Below are 20,938 nucleotides of genomic sequence, written 5' to 3' on the forward strand. Positions count from 1 at the left end.
ATCTTATGCGTCTTTGCGATACTGATATTGAACGCTATCTCGATGATGGCATTATTTCTTTAACGCCACGTCCAAATAATGACAAAATCAACGGCGCGACGATTGATGTTCGCTTAGGTAATTCTTTCCGCGTATTTCGTGAACATTCTGCGCCTTTCATTGATTTAAGTGGCCCGAAAGAAGAAGTGTCCGCCCAGCTTGAATCGGTGATGAGCGATGAAATTATTGTGCCTGAAGGCGAAGCATTTTTCTTACATCCAGGTACTTTAGCATTAGCAACTACACTTGAATCGGTGAAATTACCCGCCAATATTATCGGTTGGTTAGATGGTCGATCTTCTTTAGCGCGTTTAGGCTTAATGGTACACGTCACGGCACACCGTATTGATCCAGGTTGGGAAGGAAGAATCGTGTTAGAATTTTATAATTCAGGGAAATTACCATTAGCATTACGTCCAAACATGGTGATTGGTGCATTAAGCTTTGAAATATTAAGTGGCGAAGCGAAACGACCATACAGTAGCCGCAAAGATGCAAAATATAAAAATCAACAAAGTGCGGTTGCGAGTCGAATTGACGAAGACAAGGAATAATCGATGAAAAAGCTCGCGCTTGGCTTAGGGATCGTCGCTTTGGCGATCTTTTCTTTTTTGTATATCCAACTTTATCGAGTACAAAATTCCATCGATAAACAACTAGCACAACAAAATATTACGGTTCAATCAGTCAATCTATCTCTATTTCCACCCGCACTTTCTCTCGAGAAAGTTCAGTCTGAACAATTTTCTGTGCAAAAGATCGAAAGTCAATTCAACCTTTTGCCACTTTTTTACGGTAATATTAACCTTTCCTCACTTCAACTTAAACAGCTCAAATTAAGCAATAAAGCACAAAATCTAGCCGATATAAAAATGCATTTTTCAGCGCTTTCTTTAACGCAATTATTGGCAAAAAAAATAATTTTAAATGGTAATAATCAAATATCTATTAAGTTAGAAAAACCATTTTATGGGAAAAATAAAATCTTTGATTTTACTTTTACTAAAGCTAATATTGACCTCTCTAATGAAAAATCATCGATCATTCAGTTTGTCAATGCCAAATTAAATAATCAATCACTTGGTTATATTGAAGCTCATGGTGATTTTAACAAGCCATTAAAACGGCTTGTTACCTATATCAAACCACAATGTGATAATAATTGTTTAGCTGTAGTTAATTATCAGGGTGTGGGTGATCAAAGCATGATCAATTTTTCTGGTAAGGATTTTCCTGTCAAGCCATTGCTTAGCTTATTGAGCTTTCCTGAAGCCTTGAGTGGTTACACTGATTTTAAAATCAATTTAGGTTTTAAAAATTCTGAAATAACACAAGGAAAATTCAATTTTCAGGCAAAAAATGGCGAAATTATCGGTATAAATTTGTTAGATATTGTCTCACAATATTTCCCGATTAATTACAGCAATGATTTATTAGCGAATAAAGAATTAAATACACAGTTTGAACAATTTCAAATACAACTCTCACTGTTAAAAGATCAATTAAATGCTGAAAAATTTGAATTAAAAACCCCCACACTTTTGGGAAGTGGTACGGGGGTTGTCTCATTAAATCAAATGCAATGTGATATAAATCTTACAGTACGTTCTATAAATAAAAATTATCAAAATCTTATCTTACCAATCCGATTCTTTGGGGATTGTTATTCACCTCAATATAAATTTAATTTTACAAAAGAATTTCGTCATCAACTCATAGACATCATAAAAGAGAAGCTACATTAATGTCATCACTAAATATAAGAAAAATTCAATTATGGCGAGTCCTATTAATGGCATTCGCAGGGTTTATTTTTAATACAACTGAATTCGTCCCTGTTGCAATGTTAAGTGATATAGCAACCAGTTTTGATATGCAAACTGCCGATACAGGACTAATGATGACTGTATATGCCTGGACAGTACTTATTGTATCTCTTCCAGCAATGCTTCTAACAGGTGAAATGGAGCGGAAAAATTTACTTACCAAGCTCTTTATTATTTTCATCATAGGGCATATTTTATCTGTTATAGCATGGAATTTCTGGATTCTACTTATTGCTCGAGTTTGCATTGCTATTGCCCATTCTGTCTTCTGGTCTATTACGGCTTCACTTGTGATGCGAATCGCACCGAAAGATAAAAAGACACAAGCGCTAGGAATGCTTGCTATAGGAACATCCCTTGCAACAATTTTAGGGCTGCCTATTGGAAGAATTATAGGACAGCTCGTAGGCTGGCGTGTTACTTTCGGAATTATTGCGCTTTTAGCATTCTTCGTTATGCTATTAATAATTCAACTCTTACCAAAATTACCAAGTAAAAACGCAGGTTCTATTGCAAGCTTACCAATACTCGCTAAGCGTCCATTACTCATTGGACTTTATATCGCCACAATGCTGATTGTTGCCGCACATTTTACAGCTTATACTTATATTGAGCCTTTTATGATTGAAATAGGCCATTTGGATCCAAATTTTGCAACTTTTGTACTTCTTATTTTTGGTATATCTGGCATTTTAGCTAGCCTTTTATTCAATCGATTACACCGTTTTGGCCCTACTAAATTTGTTGTTGTCGCAATGGCTTTGCAAAGCCTTTCTCTCTTACTATTACTCCTTTCAACAGAATATATCATCACAATGCTTGCTCTTTCTTTTCTTTGGGGAATTGGTGTTGGTTGTATTGGTCTTGCTTTACAAATACGCGTATTAAGACTTGCACCTGATGCAACAGATGTGGCTACGGCTATTTACTCTGGTATTTATAATGCAGGTATCGGCACTGGGGCATTATTTGGAAATCTTGTGGCAACCCATATAGGGCTAGACAAAATTGGCTATATTGGCGCAATGTTAGGATTATGTAGTCTTATTCTTTTTATTGGGTCACATTTAAAATATCGTCATACATTTCTCTCTAAATAATTGAAGCCCTGAATATTCAACAAAAAATAACCGCACTTTAATTTCTCAAAGTGCGGTTAAATATTTCAAGATTTCAATTAGCCGTGATAACGCCCTACACCTAATTCATCTTCTTTACGTGTACGATTCATCACTTCTTGTGGAGACTGCGCAATACGTAATCCCATTTCATCTTCAGTACGCACCACTTCACCACGTAGAGAATTGGTATAAACATCAGTGATTTTCACGTCCACAAATTTTCCAATCATTTCTGGAGAACCTTGGAAATTGACAATACGATTCGTTTCAGTACGTCCCGTTAATTCCATGATGTCTTTCTTCGATGGCCCTTCAACTAATACGCGTTGTTCTGTGCCAAGCATGCGACGGCTAAATTGTGCGGCTTGTTGATTAATACGCTCCTGTAACACATAAAGGCGCTGTTTCTTTTCATCTTCCGTTACATCATCTGGCATATCTGCAGCAGGTGTACCTGGTCGGGCTGAGTACACAAAACTAAAGCTCATATCAAAGTTCACTTGTGCAATCAAATTCATAGTTTGCTCAAAATCTTCCGCCGTTTCACCAGGGAAACCAACAATAAAGTCAGAGCTGATTTGAATATCTGGGCGCACAGCACGAAGTTTACGAATAATAGATTTATATTCTAATGCTGTATGACCACGTTTCATCATCGTTAATACACGATCAGAACCTGCTTGGACTGGAAGATGTAAGAAACTCACCAATTCAGGCGTATCACGATATACATCAATAATATCATCTGTAAATTCTATTGGATGACTAGTTGTGAAACGTAAACGGTCAATACCATCGATAGAGGCTACGAGACGAAGCAGCTCAGCAAAGCTACAAATTTGACCATCATGTGTCGGACCACGATAAGCATTCACGTTTTGACCAAGTAAGTTAACCTCACGCACACCTTGATCCGCAAGTTGCGCAATTTCAAATAAGACATCATCCACAGGACGGCTGACTTCTTCACCGCGTGTATAAGGTACAACACAGAAAGTACAGTATTTATTACAGCCTTCCATAATCGAAACGAATGCTGTTGGACCTTCTGCACGAGGTTCAGGTAAGCGGTCAAATTTCTCAATTTCAGGGAAACTTACATCTACGACGGAACTTTTACCACCACGAATTTGGTTAATCATTTCAGGCAAGCGGTGCAGAGTTTGTGGACCAAAAATAATATCTACATAAGGCGCACGATGGCGAATATGTTCCCCTTCTTGAGAAGCCACACAGCCGCCCACACCAATCACTAAATTTGGATTATTTTTCTTTAATTCTTTCCAACGACCAAGTTGGTGGAAAACTTTTTCTTGTGCTTTTTCACGAATAGAACAGGTATTCAATAATAATACGTCTGCTTCTTCAGGAATTTCGGTAAGCTCTAATCCATGAGTACTTAATAAAAGATCTGCCATTTTAGATGAATCGTATTCATTCATCTGGCAGCCCCAAGTTTTAATATGTAATTTTTGAGTCATTTTCTACAATATCGTCAGGTGTTATAAATAATTAGTCGAATAAAGCGGTCGGCTATTTTACAGGCTTGCAATAATTCTGGCTAGTAAATATTCGGTGAAAAAAAACATCAAAAATAAACCGCACTTTCGTGACAAGCAAAAAGTGCGGTTTAATTCAGCGCAATTTTTAATTACTTCACCAATCCGCCACTGGCTTGTAAATCAGCGTGATAAGAAGAACGAACAAATGGTCCACAAGCCGCATGTTCAAAGCCCATTTCATTGGCTTTCTCACGGAATTCATCAAATTCGCTTGGAGGAACATAACGCACAACAGGTAAATGATGGCGGCTAGGTTGAAGATATTGCCCCAATGTGAGCATTGTCACACCGTTATCACGTAAATCTTGCATGACTTGTAAAATCTCTTCATTAGTTTCTCCTAATCCTACCATTAAACCAGATTTAGTTGGGATATTCGGGAACATTTCTTTAAATTCACGTAATAATTTAAGTGACCATTCGTAATCCGCCCCAGGACGAATCTCTTTATATAGGCGGGGCACGTTTTCTAAATTATGGTTAAAGACATCTGGCGGATTATCTTTTAATTTTTCCAATGCCTGTGTAATACGACCACGGAAATCAGGCACTAAAATTTCAATCTTAATATTAGGATTAAGCTCACGCACAGCTTTTACACATTCTGCAAAATGACCCGCGCCACGATCAGGCAAATCATCGCGATCCACCGATGTAATCACCACATATTTAAGTTTCATATCTTGGATAGTTTCAGCCAATTTTTGTGGCTCTTCAGGATCGGGCGGTAATGGTTTTCCATGCGCAACATCACAGAACGGACAACGGCGCGTACAAATCGCACCTAAAATCATAAAAGTTGCCGTTCCATGATTAAAACATTCGTGTAAATTTGGACAAGATGCTTCTTCACACACGGAATGCAAACCATGACGACGCATTCCATTTTTGATGCTTTCAATTTTAAGTGAATTTGCCGGAAGTTTAATTTTCATCCATTCAGGCTTTTTCAATAGCTCTTGGTTTGGATCAATATTTTTTACTGGAATAATCGACGTTTTTGCCGCATCGCGATATTTTACACCGCGTTCCATTTTGAAAGGCGTTGACATAAGCGTTCCTAAATAAAAATGCCCAAATAGGGCATTTTTGATCATTAAATATTACAAATTTGTTACATTATAGCCCAAAAGCTCGGCAAAGTGTTTAATTAATTTTGGTGAAACCTTATCGCAATTAGCTTCATCTTGATTAACAAAATCCGCTAATTGGCACATTTCAAGACCAGCATAGCCGCATGGATTAATATAATGAAATGGATTCAGATCCATATTGATATTCAATGCTAGCCCGTGAAAAGAGCACCCACGACGAATACGCAGTCCAAGAGAACAAATCTTTTTTCCATCCACATACACGCCTGGTGCATCAGGTTTTGGATAGCTTTCAATACCATATTCAGCTAAAGTTTTTACCACCGTTTGTTCAAGTGCGGTAACTAATTGACGCACATTTAAATTCTCATGACGCTTAATATCAATGAGCACATACATCACTTGCTGACCGGGTGCATGATAGGTTATTTGCCCACCACGATCCGATTGCACTACAGGTATTTCACTACGTTGTAAAAGATGCTCTGGTTTACCTGCTTGCCCTTGGGTAAATACAGGAGGATGTTGCACCAGCCAAATTTCGTCTTGCGTTTCCGCGGTACGACTATCTGTAAAATTCTGCATTTTATGCCAAATTTCTTGATAATCTTGCAACCCTAACTGACGAACGATAAGGGAATTATTCATGCTAGATAACCATTTTTACGCCTTCAACTTTAGCAAGTTCTTTATAAAGTGTTTCTACCTGCTCAAAGTTTTCAGCAATAATGTCGATTGAAACCGAATTATAGGTACCTTTACTACTCCGTTTTTCCTTAGGAATATAATCGCCTTTAATATATTTTTGAACGACTTGAATTAGATCTTGCGCTAACCCCTCGCGATTAATTCCAGCAACTTTAAATGTCATTTTTGCTGGAAATTCCATTAATTCTTTAAGTTTTGCGTAATCATTTTCTGTTGTCATATTATTTCCCAATAATAAAAATGATGTGTGGATAGTACACCACCCACACATTACGAATGCCTCAATTAAAAATGAAAAAAGTGCGGTAAATTTCTGGCATATTTTATGCAAATAAGCCTTTTACAGTGAGCACGAGCCAATCCCAAGCTTTTCCGAAAATACCAGCTTCGCCCACTTCATCCATCACTTGTAAGTTTACCGCAGCAATATCTTTACCTTCTAATTGATAAATGACTTTACCAACGACTTGGCCTTTTGCTAAAGGCGCTTGTAAGTTTTTACTTTCTAACTCATATCGAGCTTTAAGCTCATTTTGTTTGCCTTTCGGAACAGTGATAAAACTATCTTGTAAGGTTCCTAATTTCACACTACCTTTATTACCGTAATAAACAGGTTGTTCTAAAACTTCTTTGCCTGCCTCTAACGTTTTAAATGTTTCGAAATTAGCAAAGCCCCATTGTAAAAGTTTTTTACTTTCTACTTCACGACCTTTGTAAGTTGGCACACCCATTACTACAGAAATTAAACGCATATTGTTTGGTGTAGTCGCTGAAGCAACTAAGTTATATCCTGCTTGGCTAGTATGCCCGGTTTTCATTCCATCAACATTAATGGTTTTATCCCATAATAAACCATTACGGTTAGGCTGTTTAATTTTATTAAATGTAAAATCTTTTTCTGAGTAAATTTTATATTCTTCAGGTAAATCACGAATAATATGTGCTCCAATAAGCGCCATATCACGAGCAGAAGAATATTGATTAGGATCATCCAAACCATGCGGCGTGGTGAAATTTGTATTTTTCAAACCAAATTGTTGAACATATTTGTTCATTGTTTCTACAAAATTCGGTACATTGCCGGAGATATGTTCAGCTAATGCTATTGTTGCATCATTACCTGATACCACAATCACTCCACGATTCAAATCAGCCACTGACACCTGTGTATTTAAATCTAAAAACATTTTTGATGAGTCAGGGAAATTACGCCCCCACGCACTCTGACCGATAGTTACCATATCGGTATTGTGAATTTTACCCTGTTTTAAAGCGCTCCCTACCACATAACTTGTCATCATTTTTGTTAATGATGCAGGATATTGGCGCTGATCCGGATTAAGTGCGGTTAGAATCGCACCTGAATTGTAATCCATCAATACATAAGTTTGCGCTGTAATCTGTGGTGGTGTTATGCCATATTGCATATCTTCTGCAGAAGCAGAAAAAGTTACACTTGCCACTAATCCTGATAAAATTAAAATTCTTGTTGTTTTCGTTAACATAATGCATTCCTACAATAACTTAGTTTTTATATGTATAAACAATTAATGGCTTATTGCTCACCATTTTTTGTAATTGGCTTCTAACCTGAGTCAGTTGTTCCTTATTATCAAAAGGTCCAATATGAATTTCATATTTACTTCCAGCACGATTGACTTCAGTTTTCACATTTTCCAAAGATAATTGTGTGATCAACTTATCAGCCTGACTACGTGAAGTTAGCTCAAGCATTTTTAATCTATAACTATCTTTTTCAGAGATATTTTTTGCGGCTATCTGGCTGACTAATATATTTTTATTTAATCCCAAACGTTCTGCAGCCTCTTTTGTTTTAGCATGCATTGCTAAAGTTTTGGTTGCAGCCCCTGACAATTGTCCATTTTTCGCTACATGTAAAGCCTCAATTCTTACTTGTCCTGTTCCTCGAGCAATTAACCCTAATTCCTTAGCCGCCGCATGAGAAAGATCAATTAAACGTTTATCACTAAAAGGTCCTCGATCGTTAATACGTACAATCACTTTTCGATTATTATGTAAATTCGTCACCAAGGCATAAGAATTGATTGGAAGCGTTTTATGTGCTGCAGTAAATAGAGATGAATTATAAATATCTCCGCTTGCAGTTTTGTTTCCGTTAAACTTTAAATGATAATAACTAGCTAAACCCTCTTTACTGTAATTTTTTGCTTCATCAGCATCTTTTGTTGTATATATTTTTCCTTTCACAGAATACGCATTGGGAGCGGGAACAGTCGTAGCAATAGATAATTTATCGCCTTGAATACCATACATTTTCTGAGGATCCGCTTGTGATGGAAAAGTCGTCACTAATACAAAAAATGCAAATGCGGTTAAATTTAATAACATTTTTAATTTCATACGTCTCTCATTCTTTTATTTCATACTTATATAAGAAAAGCAAAAATGAAATTAGTTCCCTTTCATAAATTTGCTCTTATGTGTGTGAATTGACATAAGCAATCCAAAACTTGCCATAATAGCGACATATGACGTCCCGCCATAACTAAATAATGGCAAGGGAACACCTACCACAGGCAAAATACCACTTACCATTCCAATATTCACAAACACATATACAAAGAAAATTAGCGTCGTTGCGCCCGCTAAAATACGACCAAAAGAAGTTTGCGCATTTACAGCAATCATTAAACCTCGCACTATAATAAACATATAGATTACCATTAAAATGAGGAAACCGATCATCCCATGTTCTTCACCCATTACCGCAAAAATAAAATCGGTATGAGGTTCGGGTAAAAACTCAAGCTGAGATTGCGTACCCTGCATCCAGCCTTTTCCCCAAAGGCCACCAGACCCAATCGCAATCTTTGATTGTAAAATATGATAGCCAGCACCGAGAGGGTCTTTTTCTGGGTCCAATAATGTGAGAACGCGAGTGCGTTGATAATCGTGCATTAGATATAGCCACATGATCGGAATAAATCCAGCTAAGCCAATCACTGCAGCTAAAATCAACCACCAACTCATTCCAGCTAAAAATACTACAAATAAACCTGACGCACTTACCAAAATTGATGTACCTAAATCTGGTTGTATAGCTACAAGTAAAGTCGGAATCATAATCATTGCAATCGCAATAAATGTTTCACTTAATTTAGGTGGAAGTGGACGATTACCTAAATACACAGCGACCATTAATGGCACTGCAAGCTTCACAATTTCAGAGGGTTGGAAACGAATAAAACCAAGATCGAGCCAACGTTGAGCTCCTTTACTTGTCGTACCAATCGCATCCACTAAAACTAACATTGCAAATCCAATTAGATATAAATATGGTGCAATACGTTGATAAAACTTAGGTGGAAATTGCGCGATAATCAGCATGACCATAAATCCAAGCGTCACTTGTATAATACGGTTTTGGAACATGGTTTCACTCGCCCCAGTGGCACTATAAAGCACAAGCATACCATAAGCTGTTATTGCAACTAAGCCAATAAAAAGCCAAAAATCAATATGCAAACGTTGCCATACACGCAACCAGAAAGGGATTTTATCTTCCATTTATCTGCTCGCCCTCTTGTGGTAAATCTTCTTTTTGCTGAATATTTGCATTATATTTTTCAACTTGTGGTAAACGCTGATTTAAATAGTAATCCATCACTTTACGCGCTAACGGTGCGGCATTACTTGAACCACCACCCGCATTCTCTAAAATAACTGTCACAACCAATCTAGGGTTTTCATAAGGCGCATATGCAGTAAACCATGCGTGATCATGTAGTTCTTTTTTCAATCCCGCCGCATTGTATTTTTCATTTTCTTTGAGACTAAAAACTTGTGCCGTACCAGACTTACCCGCAACTCTATAATTAGCACCGGCAAATGCCTTTCGTCCAGTGCCAGCAGCAGAATTAACAACATTATACATTCCACGTTTTGCTGCATCCCAATAATTTTGTTTTGGCTCACTAATATCAGGATAAATCAATGGATCTTTATAAGGTGATAATTCTGCACCTTCAATAGCTTTCATTAAATGTGGTGTATTTACTTTACCGTTATTGACTAATATTGCTGTTGCTTTTGCTACTTGTAACGGCGTAGCAGTCCAATAACCTTGCCCAATACCAACTGAAATCGTATCACCCAATACCCAAGGACGTTTATAGCGTTTTTGTTTCCATTCACGACTTGGCATATTGGCAGCCGCTTCTTCCTGAATTTCAATGCCTGTTGGCATGCCGAAACCAAAGCGTTTCATCCATTCCGAAAGACGGTCTATCCCCATATTATGAGCAACTTGATAAAAATAAGTATCGGATGATTCTGTAATCGCCTTATTTAAATCCGTATAGCCATGACCTGATTTTTTCCAATCGCGAAAACGTTTTGAGGTATTCGGTAAAATCCAATAACCTGGGTCAAAAATGGTTGTATTTTGCGTAATCACATTTTCAGTTTGTGCGGCTACGGAAATAAAAGGTTTCACTGTAGAAGCGGGGGGATATACACCCTGTGTAGCCCGGCTATACAATGGACGAGCTGGATCATTTAATAAACGTTTATAATCTTTAGATGAAATGCCATCCACAAAAAGATTATTATCATAACTCGGTGTCGAGACCATTGCTAACACGCCACTATCTTTTGGATCTAGAACAATAATTGCACCTTTTTGCCCAGATAAAAGCTCCGTAATATAGCGCTGTAATTCTAAATCAATGGTGAGATGAATACTTTTTCCTGCTACAGCTGGTTGTTCTCGTAATTTACGAATTACCTTTCCTCGGTTATTAATTTCAACCTCTTCAAATCCCGTTACACCATGTAAACTATCTTCATAATAACGCTCAATACCTAATTTTCCCATATCACTCGTTCCCGAGTAATTAGCAAATTTTTCCTCTTTTTTCAGGCGATCTACATCTTTATCATTAATTTTTCCCACATAACCTAAAATATGCGTCATAATCTCGCCATATAAGTAATAGCGTTTGAAATAAGGACGTACATCTAAACTCGGATATTGATAGCTACTCACTGCAAAACGTGCGATTTGTTCTTCTGTTAAATTCGGTTTCAATAAAATAGGCGTGTAACGCGTTCCGCGGCGACGTTCCTTTTTAAAATTTTCAATGTCATTATCCGTTAATCCCACAATGTAGCGTAATTCATCTAAAGTGCGGTCTAAATTTTCAGTTTTTTCTGGCACAATGTATAAACCAAAAAAAGTAAGATTTTCGGCTAATAATTTACCGTAACGGTCATAGATTAAGCCACGCGTTGGAGGTAAAGGTAATAATTTAATTCGGTTACCATTAGAACGCGTTTGGTAAGTATCGAAATTAACAATCTGTAGCTGATAAATATTAGTGAATAACACCCCTGTTAGTAGCAAAATCCCGAAAAAAGCCACTAAAGTTCGGCGTGCAAAAAGGTTACGCTCCGCTTTTTTATCGCGGAACGGCTCATGAGTTGAAGTATTGAAGAATCTTTTTAAATTCATCTGACTAAAAATGAGGATTTATTATTCTCGGTGATAAGGATGATTAGTGGTGAGTGACCATGCACGATACAAACTTTCAGCCACCACAACACGAACAAGCGGATGAGGTAATGTCAATGGTGAAAGCGACCAGCTTTGCTCTGCAGCGGCTTTACATTCAGGTGAAAGTCCCTCTGGCCCCCCAATCAACAAACATACATCACGGCCATCGTTTTTCCAGGCTTCTAATTGCTCGGCTAACTGTGGTGTGGTCCAAGGTTTACCTGGAATATCTAACGTCACAACTTTGCCTTTTCCACAGGCAGCTAACATCGCTTTGCCTTCTTGTTCTAAAATGCGTTTAATATCAGCATTTTTTCCACGCTTGCCTGCTGGGATTTCAATCAGTTCAAAAGGCATATCTTTTGGAAAACGGCGTTGATATTCCTCAAAACCCGTTGTAACCCAAGAAGGCATTTTTGTTCCGACAGCAATTAACGTGAGTTTCACAAGTCATCCTTATCTAAAAAGTGCGGTTATTTTTCACCGCACTTTACTAAAATTTACGCCCAAAGTTTCTCTAATTGATACATTTCACGCGCGTCACGTTGCATGATATGTACGATTGCTTGACCAAGATCCACCACAATCCAATCTGCAGTATTTTTACCTTCTTCACCAAAAGTTTCAAAACCTGCTTTTTTACATTCTGTAATTAAATTATCTGCCATTGCAGAAACTTGGCGGCTCGATGTACCCGTGCAAATAATCATATTATCCGTAATCGATGATTTTCCACGTACATCAAAATGTACAATATCTGTTCCTTTTAACCCATCTAAGGTTTCCATCAAAAATTCAACTAATGCCATTTTGTTCTCGCTTCGCAATAAAAGTGCGAGATTCTATCATTGAATACCCTCTCACGCAAAATCCACACAAAAAATAAGCGCGAAATTAACCGCGCTTTTGTTTGTATAAATTGAACTTATTTTGGCTATGCTGCCCACAATAGCACAGCTAATAACTGCGGCGACATTATCCGCAAGAACATCACCAATGGATACACAGTGGCATAAGAAAGTGCTGCTGCACCGTTATCTTCTTTAATTTCATTAGCAAATGCTAAAGCTGGAGGATCTGTCATGGAACCGGCAAGTAAACCACAGATTGTAAGGTAATTCAGTTTGCCATATAGACGAGCCAAAATACCGGTAATCATTAATGGAATAAAGGTGATAAAAATACCGTATCCCATCCATTCAAGGCCTGAGCCATTCAATAATGTGTCAAAGAAACTTCCACCTGATTTTAAACCTACCACTGCCAAGAAAAGAACAATCCCTATTTCACGCAATGCCAAGTTAGCGCTAGGTGGCATAAACCAGTAAAGTTTACCAATCGTACCAATTCTCGCTAAGATCAACGCAACCACCAATGGTCCGCCAGCAAGCCCTAATTTTAACGCAACAGGGAAACCTGGAATATAGAATGGAATCGAGCCAACGAGCACCCCTAAGCCAATACCGATGAAAACAGGTAACATTTGCACTTGAAGCAATTTTTGTTGTGCATTACCAATTACGGAAATAGCTTTGTTTAGCACATCGGTATGCCCTACCATATGAAGTACATCACCAAATTGTAAAGTTGTATTCGCTGTTGGCACTAATTCAATACCAGCACGATTCAAGCGAGAGATCACCACACCATATTTTTGATGAATACCCAAAGTGCGGATCTTTTTACCTAAGACTTTTTCATTAGTAACCACTACGCGTTCGGCACGAATCTCTCCACTATAAGAGAATGTTGGCGCATCTACCTCATGACCAATAATCAAGCGCATTTTTGAAAGAGCAGCATCATCGCCCACTAATTGCAAAATATCATTAGTACAAATTTCTGTGCTAGCCTTTGGAACGATTTCCATATCATCGCGTTTTAAACGTGAACATACGACTTCTTCATCACTAAATCCTGGAATTTGAATTAACGTAAGACCATCTAGATTTTGGTTCGTCACTTTTAAAGAAATATTATGTAAACTTTCTTTTTCTTGACCGCTCTCCACATTAAAACGTGCCGCTTCATCGTCCACTTTAACTTTAAAAAATAAGCGGATTAACCACATTGCAAGCAAAATACCACAAATCCCGAATGGATAAGCCATCGCATAAGACATCCCCATTGTCACTGTAGTTTGTTGCACGCCAAGTTCAGTCAAAATTTGCTGACCGGCACCAAGGGCTGGCGTGTTAGTTACCGCCCCAGCATAAATACCAAGTGCAATATCTAACGGAACATCCGCAACCTTATGCACAATCACCGCAGCAACAGAACCCAGAACAACGATTAAAATAGCAAACGCATTCAGTTTTAAACCTGATTTTCTTAAAGATGCAAAAAAACCAGGCCCAACTTGGATCCCAATCGTATAAACGAACAGAATCAGACCAAATTCCTGCACAAAATGCAGCGTACGCGCATCTAGTTGCAAGCCATATTGATTGGTGAAATGAGCCACAATGATGCCGCCAAACAGCACACCACCGATGCCAAGCCCAACCCCACGGATCTTCCAATGCCCGATCCATAAACCGATTACGGCAACGAGGGCAAGAAGACTAATCGTGATTGCAATATCACTCATATTGACCCCTTAAAAATGGAATTTAACTCTTTTGGATTGTATCCAAGTTGTTTTTTGAAAACCTCAACCAAACTCAAAAAATGCTACGTTCGTCACATTTTTTCTTGCGAAATTAAGCATAGACTCTACAATACCGAAAGTTTTGCCCCTTTTACAAAAAGTGCGGTTATTTTTCACCGCACTTTTATCTCGGATGGAATATTTATGGATTACGGCCAAGAAGCCATTACTTCTCTTATTTGGATTTTACAAACGCTAGCTATCACCTCAGTCGTCTTTAGTTTTGGCATTTTTCTTTTGGTACGTTTTACCCAATGGGGAAAACAATTTTGGATGTTTGCAGGTGGCTATCTTTCACCTAAACGCAGCATAAAACCTATCCTATTCTTTCTGCTTATTGTTGCGATGACATTACTCAGTGTGCGTATCAGCCTTGTACATTCTGAGTGGTACAAAAATATGTACACATCATTGCAAGAATTTAATGAACATGTATTTTGGCAACAAATGGGCTTGTTCTGCGTCATTGCCGCAAGTTCTGTTTCTGCGGCATTAGTAAGCTATTATTTAGAGCAACGTTTCGTCATCAACTGGATTGAGTGGCTTAACGAACAGCTTGTTGATAAATGGATGGCACACCGAGCCTATTACAAAACACAGTATTTATCAGAAAACCTAGATAACCCCGATCAACGTATTCAACAAGATGTCCAATCTTATGTAAAAACCACGCTTTCTTTAAGCACTGGAGTCATTGATGCGGTCACCTCGATGATCTCTTACACGATTTTGTTATGGGGATTAGCGGGTCCAATGATGGTACTTGGCGTGGAAATTCCACATATGATGGTGTTCTTAGTGTTTGGCTATGTCATTTTCACTAGCCTCATTGCATTTTGGCTCGGTCGTCCATTAATCTCTTTGAATTTTATTAATGAACGCTTAAACGCAAACTATCGTTATTCTTTAATTCGCATAAAAGAATATGCCGAAAGCATTGCTTTTTATGCAGGTGAAAAGGTAGAAAAAAATCAGCTTTATCAACAATTCAATTCTGTCATCCATAACATGTGGGTAATCGTATTTAGAACACTAAAATTTTCAGGATTTAACTTAGTTGTAAGTCAAGTTTCTGTTGTTTTTCCGTTGTTAATTCAAGTTGGACGTTACTTTGAAAAACAAATAAAACTCGGTGATTTAATGCAAACTTTACAAGTATTTGGAAAATTGCACAGCAATCTTTCATTTTTCCGTAATACTTACGATAGTTTTGCTGGGTATAAAGCGACACTCGATCGTTTAACTGGTTTCAGCTATGCCATTGAAATGGTTAATCATGAATCGCAAACACAAATACACAATCACCCTACAGATGTGATTTTCAAAAACTTAAGTGTTAAAAATCCATTAGGTCACACACTGGTAGAAAATCTCAACATTACGCTACCGCAAGGAAGTAGTTTACTCATTCAAGGAAAATCTGGTGCAGGAAAAACGACACTTTTACGAACAATCGCTGGACTCTGGAGCTACGCAGAAGGTGAAGTGAGTTGCCCAACAAACAGTCAACTTTTCTTATCGCAAAAACCCTATGTGCCACAAGGAAATTTGATTTCAGCATTAACTTATCCCAATAAGCCAGACAATATTTCACATACACAAGCGATAGAAATATTAAATAAAGTGCAACTAGGACATCTGGCTGAACAATTAGAAAAAGAACAAGACTGGACGCGTATTCTTTCGCTTGGTGAGCAACAGCGTTTAGCATTTGCGCGTTTGATTCTACACAAACCTGCTGTCGCCTTCTTAGATGAAGCCACCGCAAGCATGGATGAAGGTTTAGAATTTGCGATGTATCAACTATTAAAACAAGAGCTACCAAAAACCACGCTAATCAGTGTTGGCCACCGTTCAACACTGAAAGCGTTACATCAGCAACAACTGATTCTGCAAAATAAAGGCCAATGGCAGCTAATGTAAAAAACACGAAAAACAACTGTAATTTCAACACATTTTTTGATACATTTAGCACAATTTTTGCGTGCTTAGCGATGAAATAATTTCACTTTTTCAGCTAAGCAAAATTAACTCTGATTTTTGAATAGGATAATTATGTTATTTAAAAAAATTCGTGGACTTTTTTCAAACGATCTTTCTATCGACTTAGGTACTGCAAACACATTAATTTATGTAAAAGGTCAAGGTATTGTCTTAGATGAGCCTTCGGTTGTTGCAATTCGACAAGACCGTGTTGGTTCACTAAAAAACATCGCGGCTGTAGGTAAAGAAGCAAAATTAATGCTTGGGCGTACACCAAAAAGTATCGCTGCTATTCGCCCAATGAAAGATGGCGTAATCGCAGATTTCTTTGTTACAGAAAAAATGTTGCAATACTTTATCAAACAAGTTCACAGCGGTAATTTTATGCGCCCAAGCCCTCGTGTACTTGTCTGTGTGCCTGCTGGTGCAACACAAGTAGAACGTCGTGCAATTAAAGAATCCGCAATCGGTGCTGGTGCGCGTGAAGTATATTTAATTGAAGAACCAATGGCAGCCGCAATCGGCGCTAAATTACCTGTTTCTACTGCAGTTGGTTCTATGGTAATTGATATCGGTGGTGGTACAACTGAAGTCGCTGTTATTTCCTTAAACGGCATCGTATATTCTTCTTCAGTTCGTATCGGTGGTGACCGTTTTGATGAAGCGATCATTTCTTATGTTCGCCGCACTTTTGGTTCTGTTATTGGTGAACCTACTGCTGAACGCATTAAACAAGAAATCGGTACAGCCTACATTCAAGAAGGTGATGAAATTAAAGAAATGGAAGTGCATGGTCATAACCTTGCTGAAGGTGCGCCTCGTTCATTCACCTTAACCTCACGTGATGTGTTAGAAGCTATTCAACAGCCATTAAATGGTATTGTTGCAGCCGTTCGAACCGCACTTGAAGAATGTCAACCAGAACACGCGGCAGACATTTTTGAGCGAGGTATGGTGTTAACTGGTGGTGGTGCACTATTGCGCAATATCGATATTCTCCTTTCTAAAGAATCGGGAGTACCTGTTATCATTGCTGAAGATCCATTAACCTGTGTTGCTCGCGGTGGTGGTGAGGCATTAGAAATGATCGATATGCACGGTGGCGACATTTTTAGTGACGAAATTTAATTTAGAACAAAAATAAAAAGTGCGGTTAAAAATGACCGCACTTTTCCTTTTAATCTTTTTATCTCAACGTAGGACGCTTAATGAAGCCTATTTTCGGTAAAGCCCCCCCGCTTGGCATTCGATTATTATTAGCTGTAGCCGCTTCCCTTTCTTTAATCTTGGCTGATGGTCAAACTAATTCAATGACTAAAGCTCGTAGTGCCATGGAAACTGCAGTGGGTGGACTCTATTATCTTGCCAATAGCCCTCGTACAGTATTAGATGGGGTATCAGATAATTTAGTGGATACCAATAAATTACAAATCGAAAATAAAGTATTACGCGAACAATTGCGTGAAAAAAATGCCGATTTACTCTTACTAGATCAACTCAAAGTCGAGAATCAGCGTTTACGTTTATTATTAAATTCCCCTTTACGCACCGATGAATACAAAAAGATTGCTGAAATTTTAACTGCAGAAACAGATATTTATCGTCAACAAATTGTTATTAACCAAGGCGAAAAAGACGGTGCTTATGTAGGTCAGCCTGTAATTGATGAAAAAGGCGTTATTGGTCAAATTATTTCGGTGGGCGAGAACACCAGCCGAGTACTACTCTTAACTGATGTCACTCATTCTATTCCAGTACAAGTTCTACGTAACGATGTTCGTGTCATTGCGAGTGGTACAGGGCATACCGATGAGCTAACTCTTGATAATGTACCTCGTTCTGTGGATATTGAAAAAGGCGACTTACTTGTAACGTCTGGTCTTGGTGGTCGTTTCCTTGAAGGCTATCCAGTAGCGGTTGTACAAAGCGTTTCACGCGATGGTTCCAATTACTTTGCGACAGTCAAAGCTAAACCTCTCGCCGCCCTTGAACGCTTGCGCTATGTACTACTGCTTTGGCCAAGCAATTTAGATATGTCTAAAGTAAAATCTATGTCTCCAGAAGAAGTGCGTAATTTGGTACAAAAACGTTTAGAAAGCCAAGCGAATGAAGCTGATTACAAAGTAAAAAAAGCCCCATTAACAGACGATAATCTTCAAGAAAATAAGGATAAATCAACGGTTGAACCTGAAATTCCAACCGATGCACCGCAAAATGAAGAAGCTGTACCGTCAGAACAACAAGAACATAGGGAAGAAGATTAATGCAAACTCGCTTTATTTTACAATGGCTCACAATTTTAAGCTTCTTTGTCGTGGCATTAGTGCTAGAACTCGCACCCTGGCCACTTGGTTTTCAAGCATTTAAGCCTGCTTGGTTAGTTCTCGTTTTACTTTACTGGGTTCTGGCTATTCCCAATAAAGTCAGTATTGGATGGGCATTTTTATTAGGACTTGTATGGGATTTAATCCTAGGTTCCACATTAGGCATTCATGCTTTAGTCCTTTCTGTGACAATTTATTTTGTGGTAAAAAACTATCTCGTACTCAGAAATTTATCGCTTTGGTTTCAAAGTCTTTTAGTGATTGCATTCGTATTTATTGTCAGATTAGCTATTTTCTTAGTCGAATTCTCCCTACATACCGCATTTTTTAACTGGCAAGAAATCTTTGGGGCTTTAGCGTCGGGAATACTATGGCCATGGGTATTTTTATTAATGCGTAAAATGCGCCGAAAAGTTAAATTACATTAAAAAAGAGAGATAAATATCTCTCTTTTTATGACTTACGAGCATCTAAAAAAACTAATTCAACTGCTTATTCGCATCCATCAAAGAATCACATTCCCAGCCGATATACTCTCCCGCAAATTGCCCAGCCAGTTTTTCAAACCGTTCTACTTGTTCAAAAATCTCACCATTATCTAATGAAATTTCTTGCTCTAATTTCACCAAGAAATAAGGTTCATCATCTTCATTAAACTGAATAGCTTGTGCGGAATATTGTAATGTTGTGAAAGAATAATCACCTAAACTAAGCTCATCCATGAAAGGGAACATTTTCTCTTCTTCATCAAAATGAAAACTATGCTCCACTAGATACGTATCACTTAAATCACGGCCTTTATTTTTAAGCAAATCAAGTAACTCTTCCGTTGCATTTAATTTAATCTCTAATGGAGAAGCAAGCAAAAAGTCAAAATAAGTATCCCAACTTAAATCCTTTTGCACATTAATATCTTTAACAAAATCAATTTGTTGTAAAGTTTCTACAACAAGATTTTCATGCTCACAGTAAAAATGCATTTTAGCTTGGGAATTACAAATAAAATGTCCCGCAAAAAATACATTCGGAAGTGCGGTTAATTGAGCCAGAATTTTAAATACACGATTAATTAACTTATCGTATTCAACTTCTGAGGGCAAACCTGTTTCATCATCTGCCTTATAAGCGATAGTGAATTGCACTATTTTATCGAGATCTTTACCGTGATATTTTTCAACATCTTCAATATTTGCGGTAAACACGGCAGGCATACCATTCACGGTAGAACGATAATTCTGCCAATTAGCCATATCCATTTCGCTTTCCTATTTAAATTCAGCCCAAATCGGTGCGTGATCAGACGGTTTTTCCATAGCTCGAATATCCAATGCAATGCCCACATCGACGCAGCGTTCAGCTAATTTTTGACTTACTAAAATATGATCAATTCGTAAACCTCGATTATCATCAAAACCTTTAGAACGGTAATCAAACCACGAGAATTTATCATTTGCCGTTGGATTTAGCTTACGAAAACTATCTTCTAATCCATAATCATACAAACGTTGATACCACGCTCGTTCTTCAGGTAAGAAAGAACATTTCCCCGTGCGTAACCAACGTTTACGATTTTCATCTCCGATACCAATATCTAAATCACTTGGGCTAATATTCATATCCCCCATAATTAAAATAGGATTCGATTTGTCGTGTTCTTTTTCTAAATACTGTTGAAGATCTGCATAAAATTTCTCTTTAGCTGGAAATTTAGTCTCGTGCGCACGGCTTTCCCCTTGAGGGAAATAGCCATTAATGACAGTCAACAAACCAAAATCAGTTTCAAGATCAGCCATAATAATGCGTTTTTGCGCATCTTCATTGTCTGTTGGAAAACCACGATGAACCGCTTTAGGTTCTTGTTTAGTCAATAATGCTACGCCATAGTGACCTTTTTGTCCGTGATGAAATACGTGATAACCTAAGTTTTCTGTAATTTCATAAGGAAAAGCCTCATCAGCGACTTTAATTTCTTGCAAGCCGATTACATCTGGCTGATATCTTTCAATAATGGCTTCAAGTTGATGTGGGCGAGCACGTAAACCATTTATATTAAAAGAGATAAATTTCATTTTTGTTCCTATTAAAGAGTAAAATT

20 protein-coding genes are annotated in these 20,938 nt (G+C 37.9%); 7 read left to right on the forward strand and 13 right to left on the reverse strand.

Annotated elements, in window-relative coordinates:
- Positions 1–5 precede the first annotated feature (5 nt).
- Genes dcd through KP710_RS03950 form a run of 3 tightly spaced genes read left to right on the forward strand, consistent with a single transcriptional unit; the run spans position 6 to position 2,965 of the window.
- Positions 6–593, forward strand: a complete 588-nt coding sequence (gene dcd, locus KP710_RS03940) for a dCTP deaminase (protein ID WP_005637479.1) — start codon at positions 6–8, stop codon at positions 591–593.
- A gap of 3 nt (positions 594–596) precedes the next feature.
- A complete protein-coding gene (locus KP710_RS03945) occupies positions 597–1,784 on the forward strand; it encodes a hypothetical protein (protein ID WP_048953790.1) in 1,188 nt (395 codons plus the stop codon).
- Positions 1,784–2,965: a sugar transporter gene (locus tag KP710_RS03950; RefSeq protein ID WP_111407507.1), complete on the forward strand. Its 1,182-nt coding sequence runs from the start codon at positions 1,784–1,786 to the stop codon at positions 2,963–2,965. The genes KP710_RS03945 and KP710_RS03950 overlap by 1 nt, the downstream gene beginning before the upstream one ends.
- A gap of 77 nt (positions 2,966–3,042) precedes the next feature.
- On the opposite strand, the gene miaB is transcribed toward KP710_RS03950, so the two are convergent.
- The 11 genes from miaB to KP710_RS04005 all read right to left on the reverse strand — a co-directional run bounded on the left by miaB (position 3,043) and on the right by KP710_RS04005 (position 14,476).
- Positions 3,043–4,467: a tRNA (N6-isopentenyl adenosine(37)-C2)-methylthiotransferase MiaB gene (gene miaB / locus KP710_RS03955; RefSeq protein WP_005630294.1), complete on the reverse strand. Its 1,425-nt coding sequence runs from the start codon at positions 4,465–4,467 to the stop codon at positions 3,043–3,045.
- Between the two features lie 170 nt (positions 4,468–4,637).
- Positions 4,638–5,600 carry a lipoyl synthase gene (gene lipA, locus KP710_RS03960; protein ID WP_111407508.1) on the reverse strand — a complete coding sequence of 321 codons (963 nt, stop codon included), beginning with the start codon at positions 5,598–5,600 and terminating at the stop codon, positions 4,638–4,640.
- A gap of 51 nt (positions 5,601–5,651) precedes the next feature.
- Positions 5,652–6,290, reverse strand: a complete 639-nt coding sequence (gene lipB / locus KP710_RS03965) for a lipoyl(octanoyl) transferase LipB (protein ID WP_111407509.1) — start codon at positions 6,288–6,290, stop codon at positions 5,652–5,654.
- 1 nt (position 6,291) lies between these two features.
- On the reverse strand, positions 6,292–6,570 hold the full coding sequence (gene ybeD / locus KP710_RS03970; RefSeq protein ID WP_006995721.1) for a DUF493 family protein YbeD: 279 nt from the start codon (positions 6,568–6,570) through the stop codon (positions 6,292–6,294).
- A 103-nt stretch (positions 6,571–6,673) separates the two neighbouring features.
- Positions 6,674–7,855 carry a D-alanyl-D-alanine carboxypeptidase family protein gene (locus KP710_RS03975; protein ID WP_111407510.1) on the reverse strand — a complete coding sequence of 394 codons (1,182 nt, stop codon included), beginning with the start codon at positions 7,853–7,855 and terminating at the stop codon, positions 6,674–6,676.
- Between the two features lie 19 nt (positions 7,856–7,874).
- Entirely contained in the window at positions 7,875–8,732 is an 858-nt protein-coding gene (locus KP710_RS03980; protein WP_111407511.1) for a septal ring lytic transglycosylase RlpA family protein, read from the reverse strand.
- A gap of 51 nt (positions 8,733–8,783) precedes the next feature.
- A complete protein-coding gene (rodA, locus tag KP710_RS03985; RefSeq protein WP_111407512.1) occupies positions 8,784–9,899 on the reverse strand; it encodes a rod shape-determining protein RodA in 1,116 nt (371 codons plus the stop codon).
- The gene (gene mrdA / locus KP710_RS03990) at positions 9,889–11,844 is read right to left on the reverse strand and encodes a penicillin-binding protein 2 (RefSeq protein WP_111407513.1); all 1,956 of its coding nucleotides are present in this window, start codon (positions 11,842–11,844) and stop codon (positions 9,889–9,891) included. The genes rodA and mrdA overlap by 11 nt, the downstream gene beginning before the upstream one ends.
- Positions 11,845–11,865: 21 nt before the next feature.
- Positions 11,866–12,333, reverse strand: coding sequence for a 23S rRNA (pseudouridine(1915)-N(3))-methyltransferase RlmH (gene rlmH, locus KP710_RS03995; RefSeq protein WP_111407514.1), 468 nt, complete (start codon positions 12,331–12,333; stop codon positions 11,866–11,868).
- 53 nt (positions 12,334–12,386) lie between these two features.
- Positions 12,387–12,695 carry a ribosome silencing factor gene (rsfS, locus tag KP710_RS04000; RefSeq protein WP_005635481.1) on the reverse strand — a complete coding sequence of 103 codons (309 nt, stop codon included), beginning with the start codon at positions 12,693–12,695 and terminating at the stop codon, positions 12,387–12,389.
- Between the two features lie 125 nt (positions 12,696–12,820).
- Complete coding sequence (locus KP710_RS04005) at positions 12,821–14,476, reverse strand: putative transporter (RefSeq protein WP_111407515.1); 1,656 nt, start codon at positions 14,474–14,476, stop codon at positions 12,821–12,823.
- 204 nt (positions 14,477–14,680) lie between these two features.
- On the opposite strand from KP710_RS04005, the gene KP710_RS04010 reads away from it, so the two are divergent.
- The 4 genes from KP710_RS04010 (at position 14,681) to mreD (ending at position 19,271) form a co-directional block, all read left to right on the forward strand.
- A complete protein-coding gene (locus tag KP710_RS04010; protein ID WP_111407516.1) occupies positions 14,681–16,459 on the forward strand; it encodes an ABC transporter ATP-binding protein/permease in 1,779 nt (592 codons plus the stop codon).
- Between the two features lie 132 nt (positions 16,460–16,591).
- A complete protein-coding gene (locus KP710_RS04015) occupies positions 16,592–17,647 on the forward strand; it encodes a rod shape-determining protein (RefSeq protein ID WP_111407517.1) in 1,056 nt (351 codons plus the stop codon).
- 80 nt (positions 17,648–17,727) lie between these two features.
- A complete protein-coding gene (mreC, locus tag KP710_RS04020) occupies positions 17,728–18,783 on the forward strand; it encodes a rod shape-determining protein MreC (protein ID WP_215770924.1) in 1,056 nt (351 codons plus the stop codon).
- The gene (gene mreD, locus KP710_RS04025; RefSeq protein WP_048953809.1) at positions 18,783–19,271 is read left to right on the forward strand and encodes a rod shape-determining protein MreD; all 489 of its coding nucleotides are present in this window, start codon (positions 18,783–18,785) and stop codon (positions 19,269–19,271) included. The genes mreC and mreD overlap by 1 nt, the downstream gene beginning before the upstream one ends.
- A gap of 51 nt (positions 19,272–19,322) precedes the next feature.
- Here mreD and KP710_RS04030 read toward each other — a convergent pair whose 3' ends face one another.
- Positions 19,323–20,099 carry a TIGR01619 family protein gene (locus tag KP710_RS04030; protein ID WP_009766796.1) on the reverse strand — a complete coding sequence of 259 codons (777 nt, stop codon included), beginning with the start codon at positions 20,097–20,099 and terminating at the stop codon, positions 19,323–19,325.
- A gap of 9 nt (positions 20,100–20,108) precedes the next feature.
- On the reverse strand, positions 20,109–20,912 hold the full coding sequence (gene xthA / locus KP710_RS04035) for an exodeoxyribonuclease III (RefSeq protein ID WP_048953811.1): 804 nt from the start codon (positions 20,910–20,912) through the stop codon (positions 20,109–20,111).
- Positions 20,913–20,938 lie beyond the last annotated feature (26 nt).

Source organism: Haemophilus sp. SZY H35 (assembly GCF_018829705.1).
Classification (GTDB): domain Bacteria; phylum Pseudomonadota; class Gammaproteobacteria; order Enterobacterales; family Pasteurellaceae; genus Haemophilus; species Haemophilus haemolyticus_K.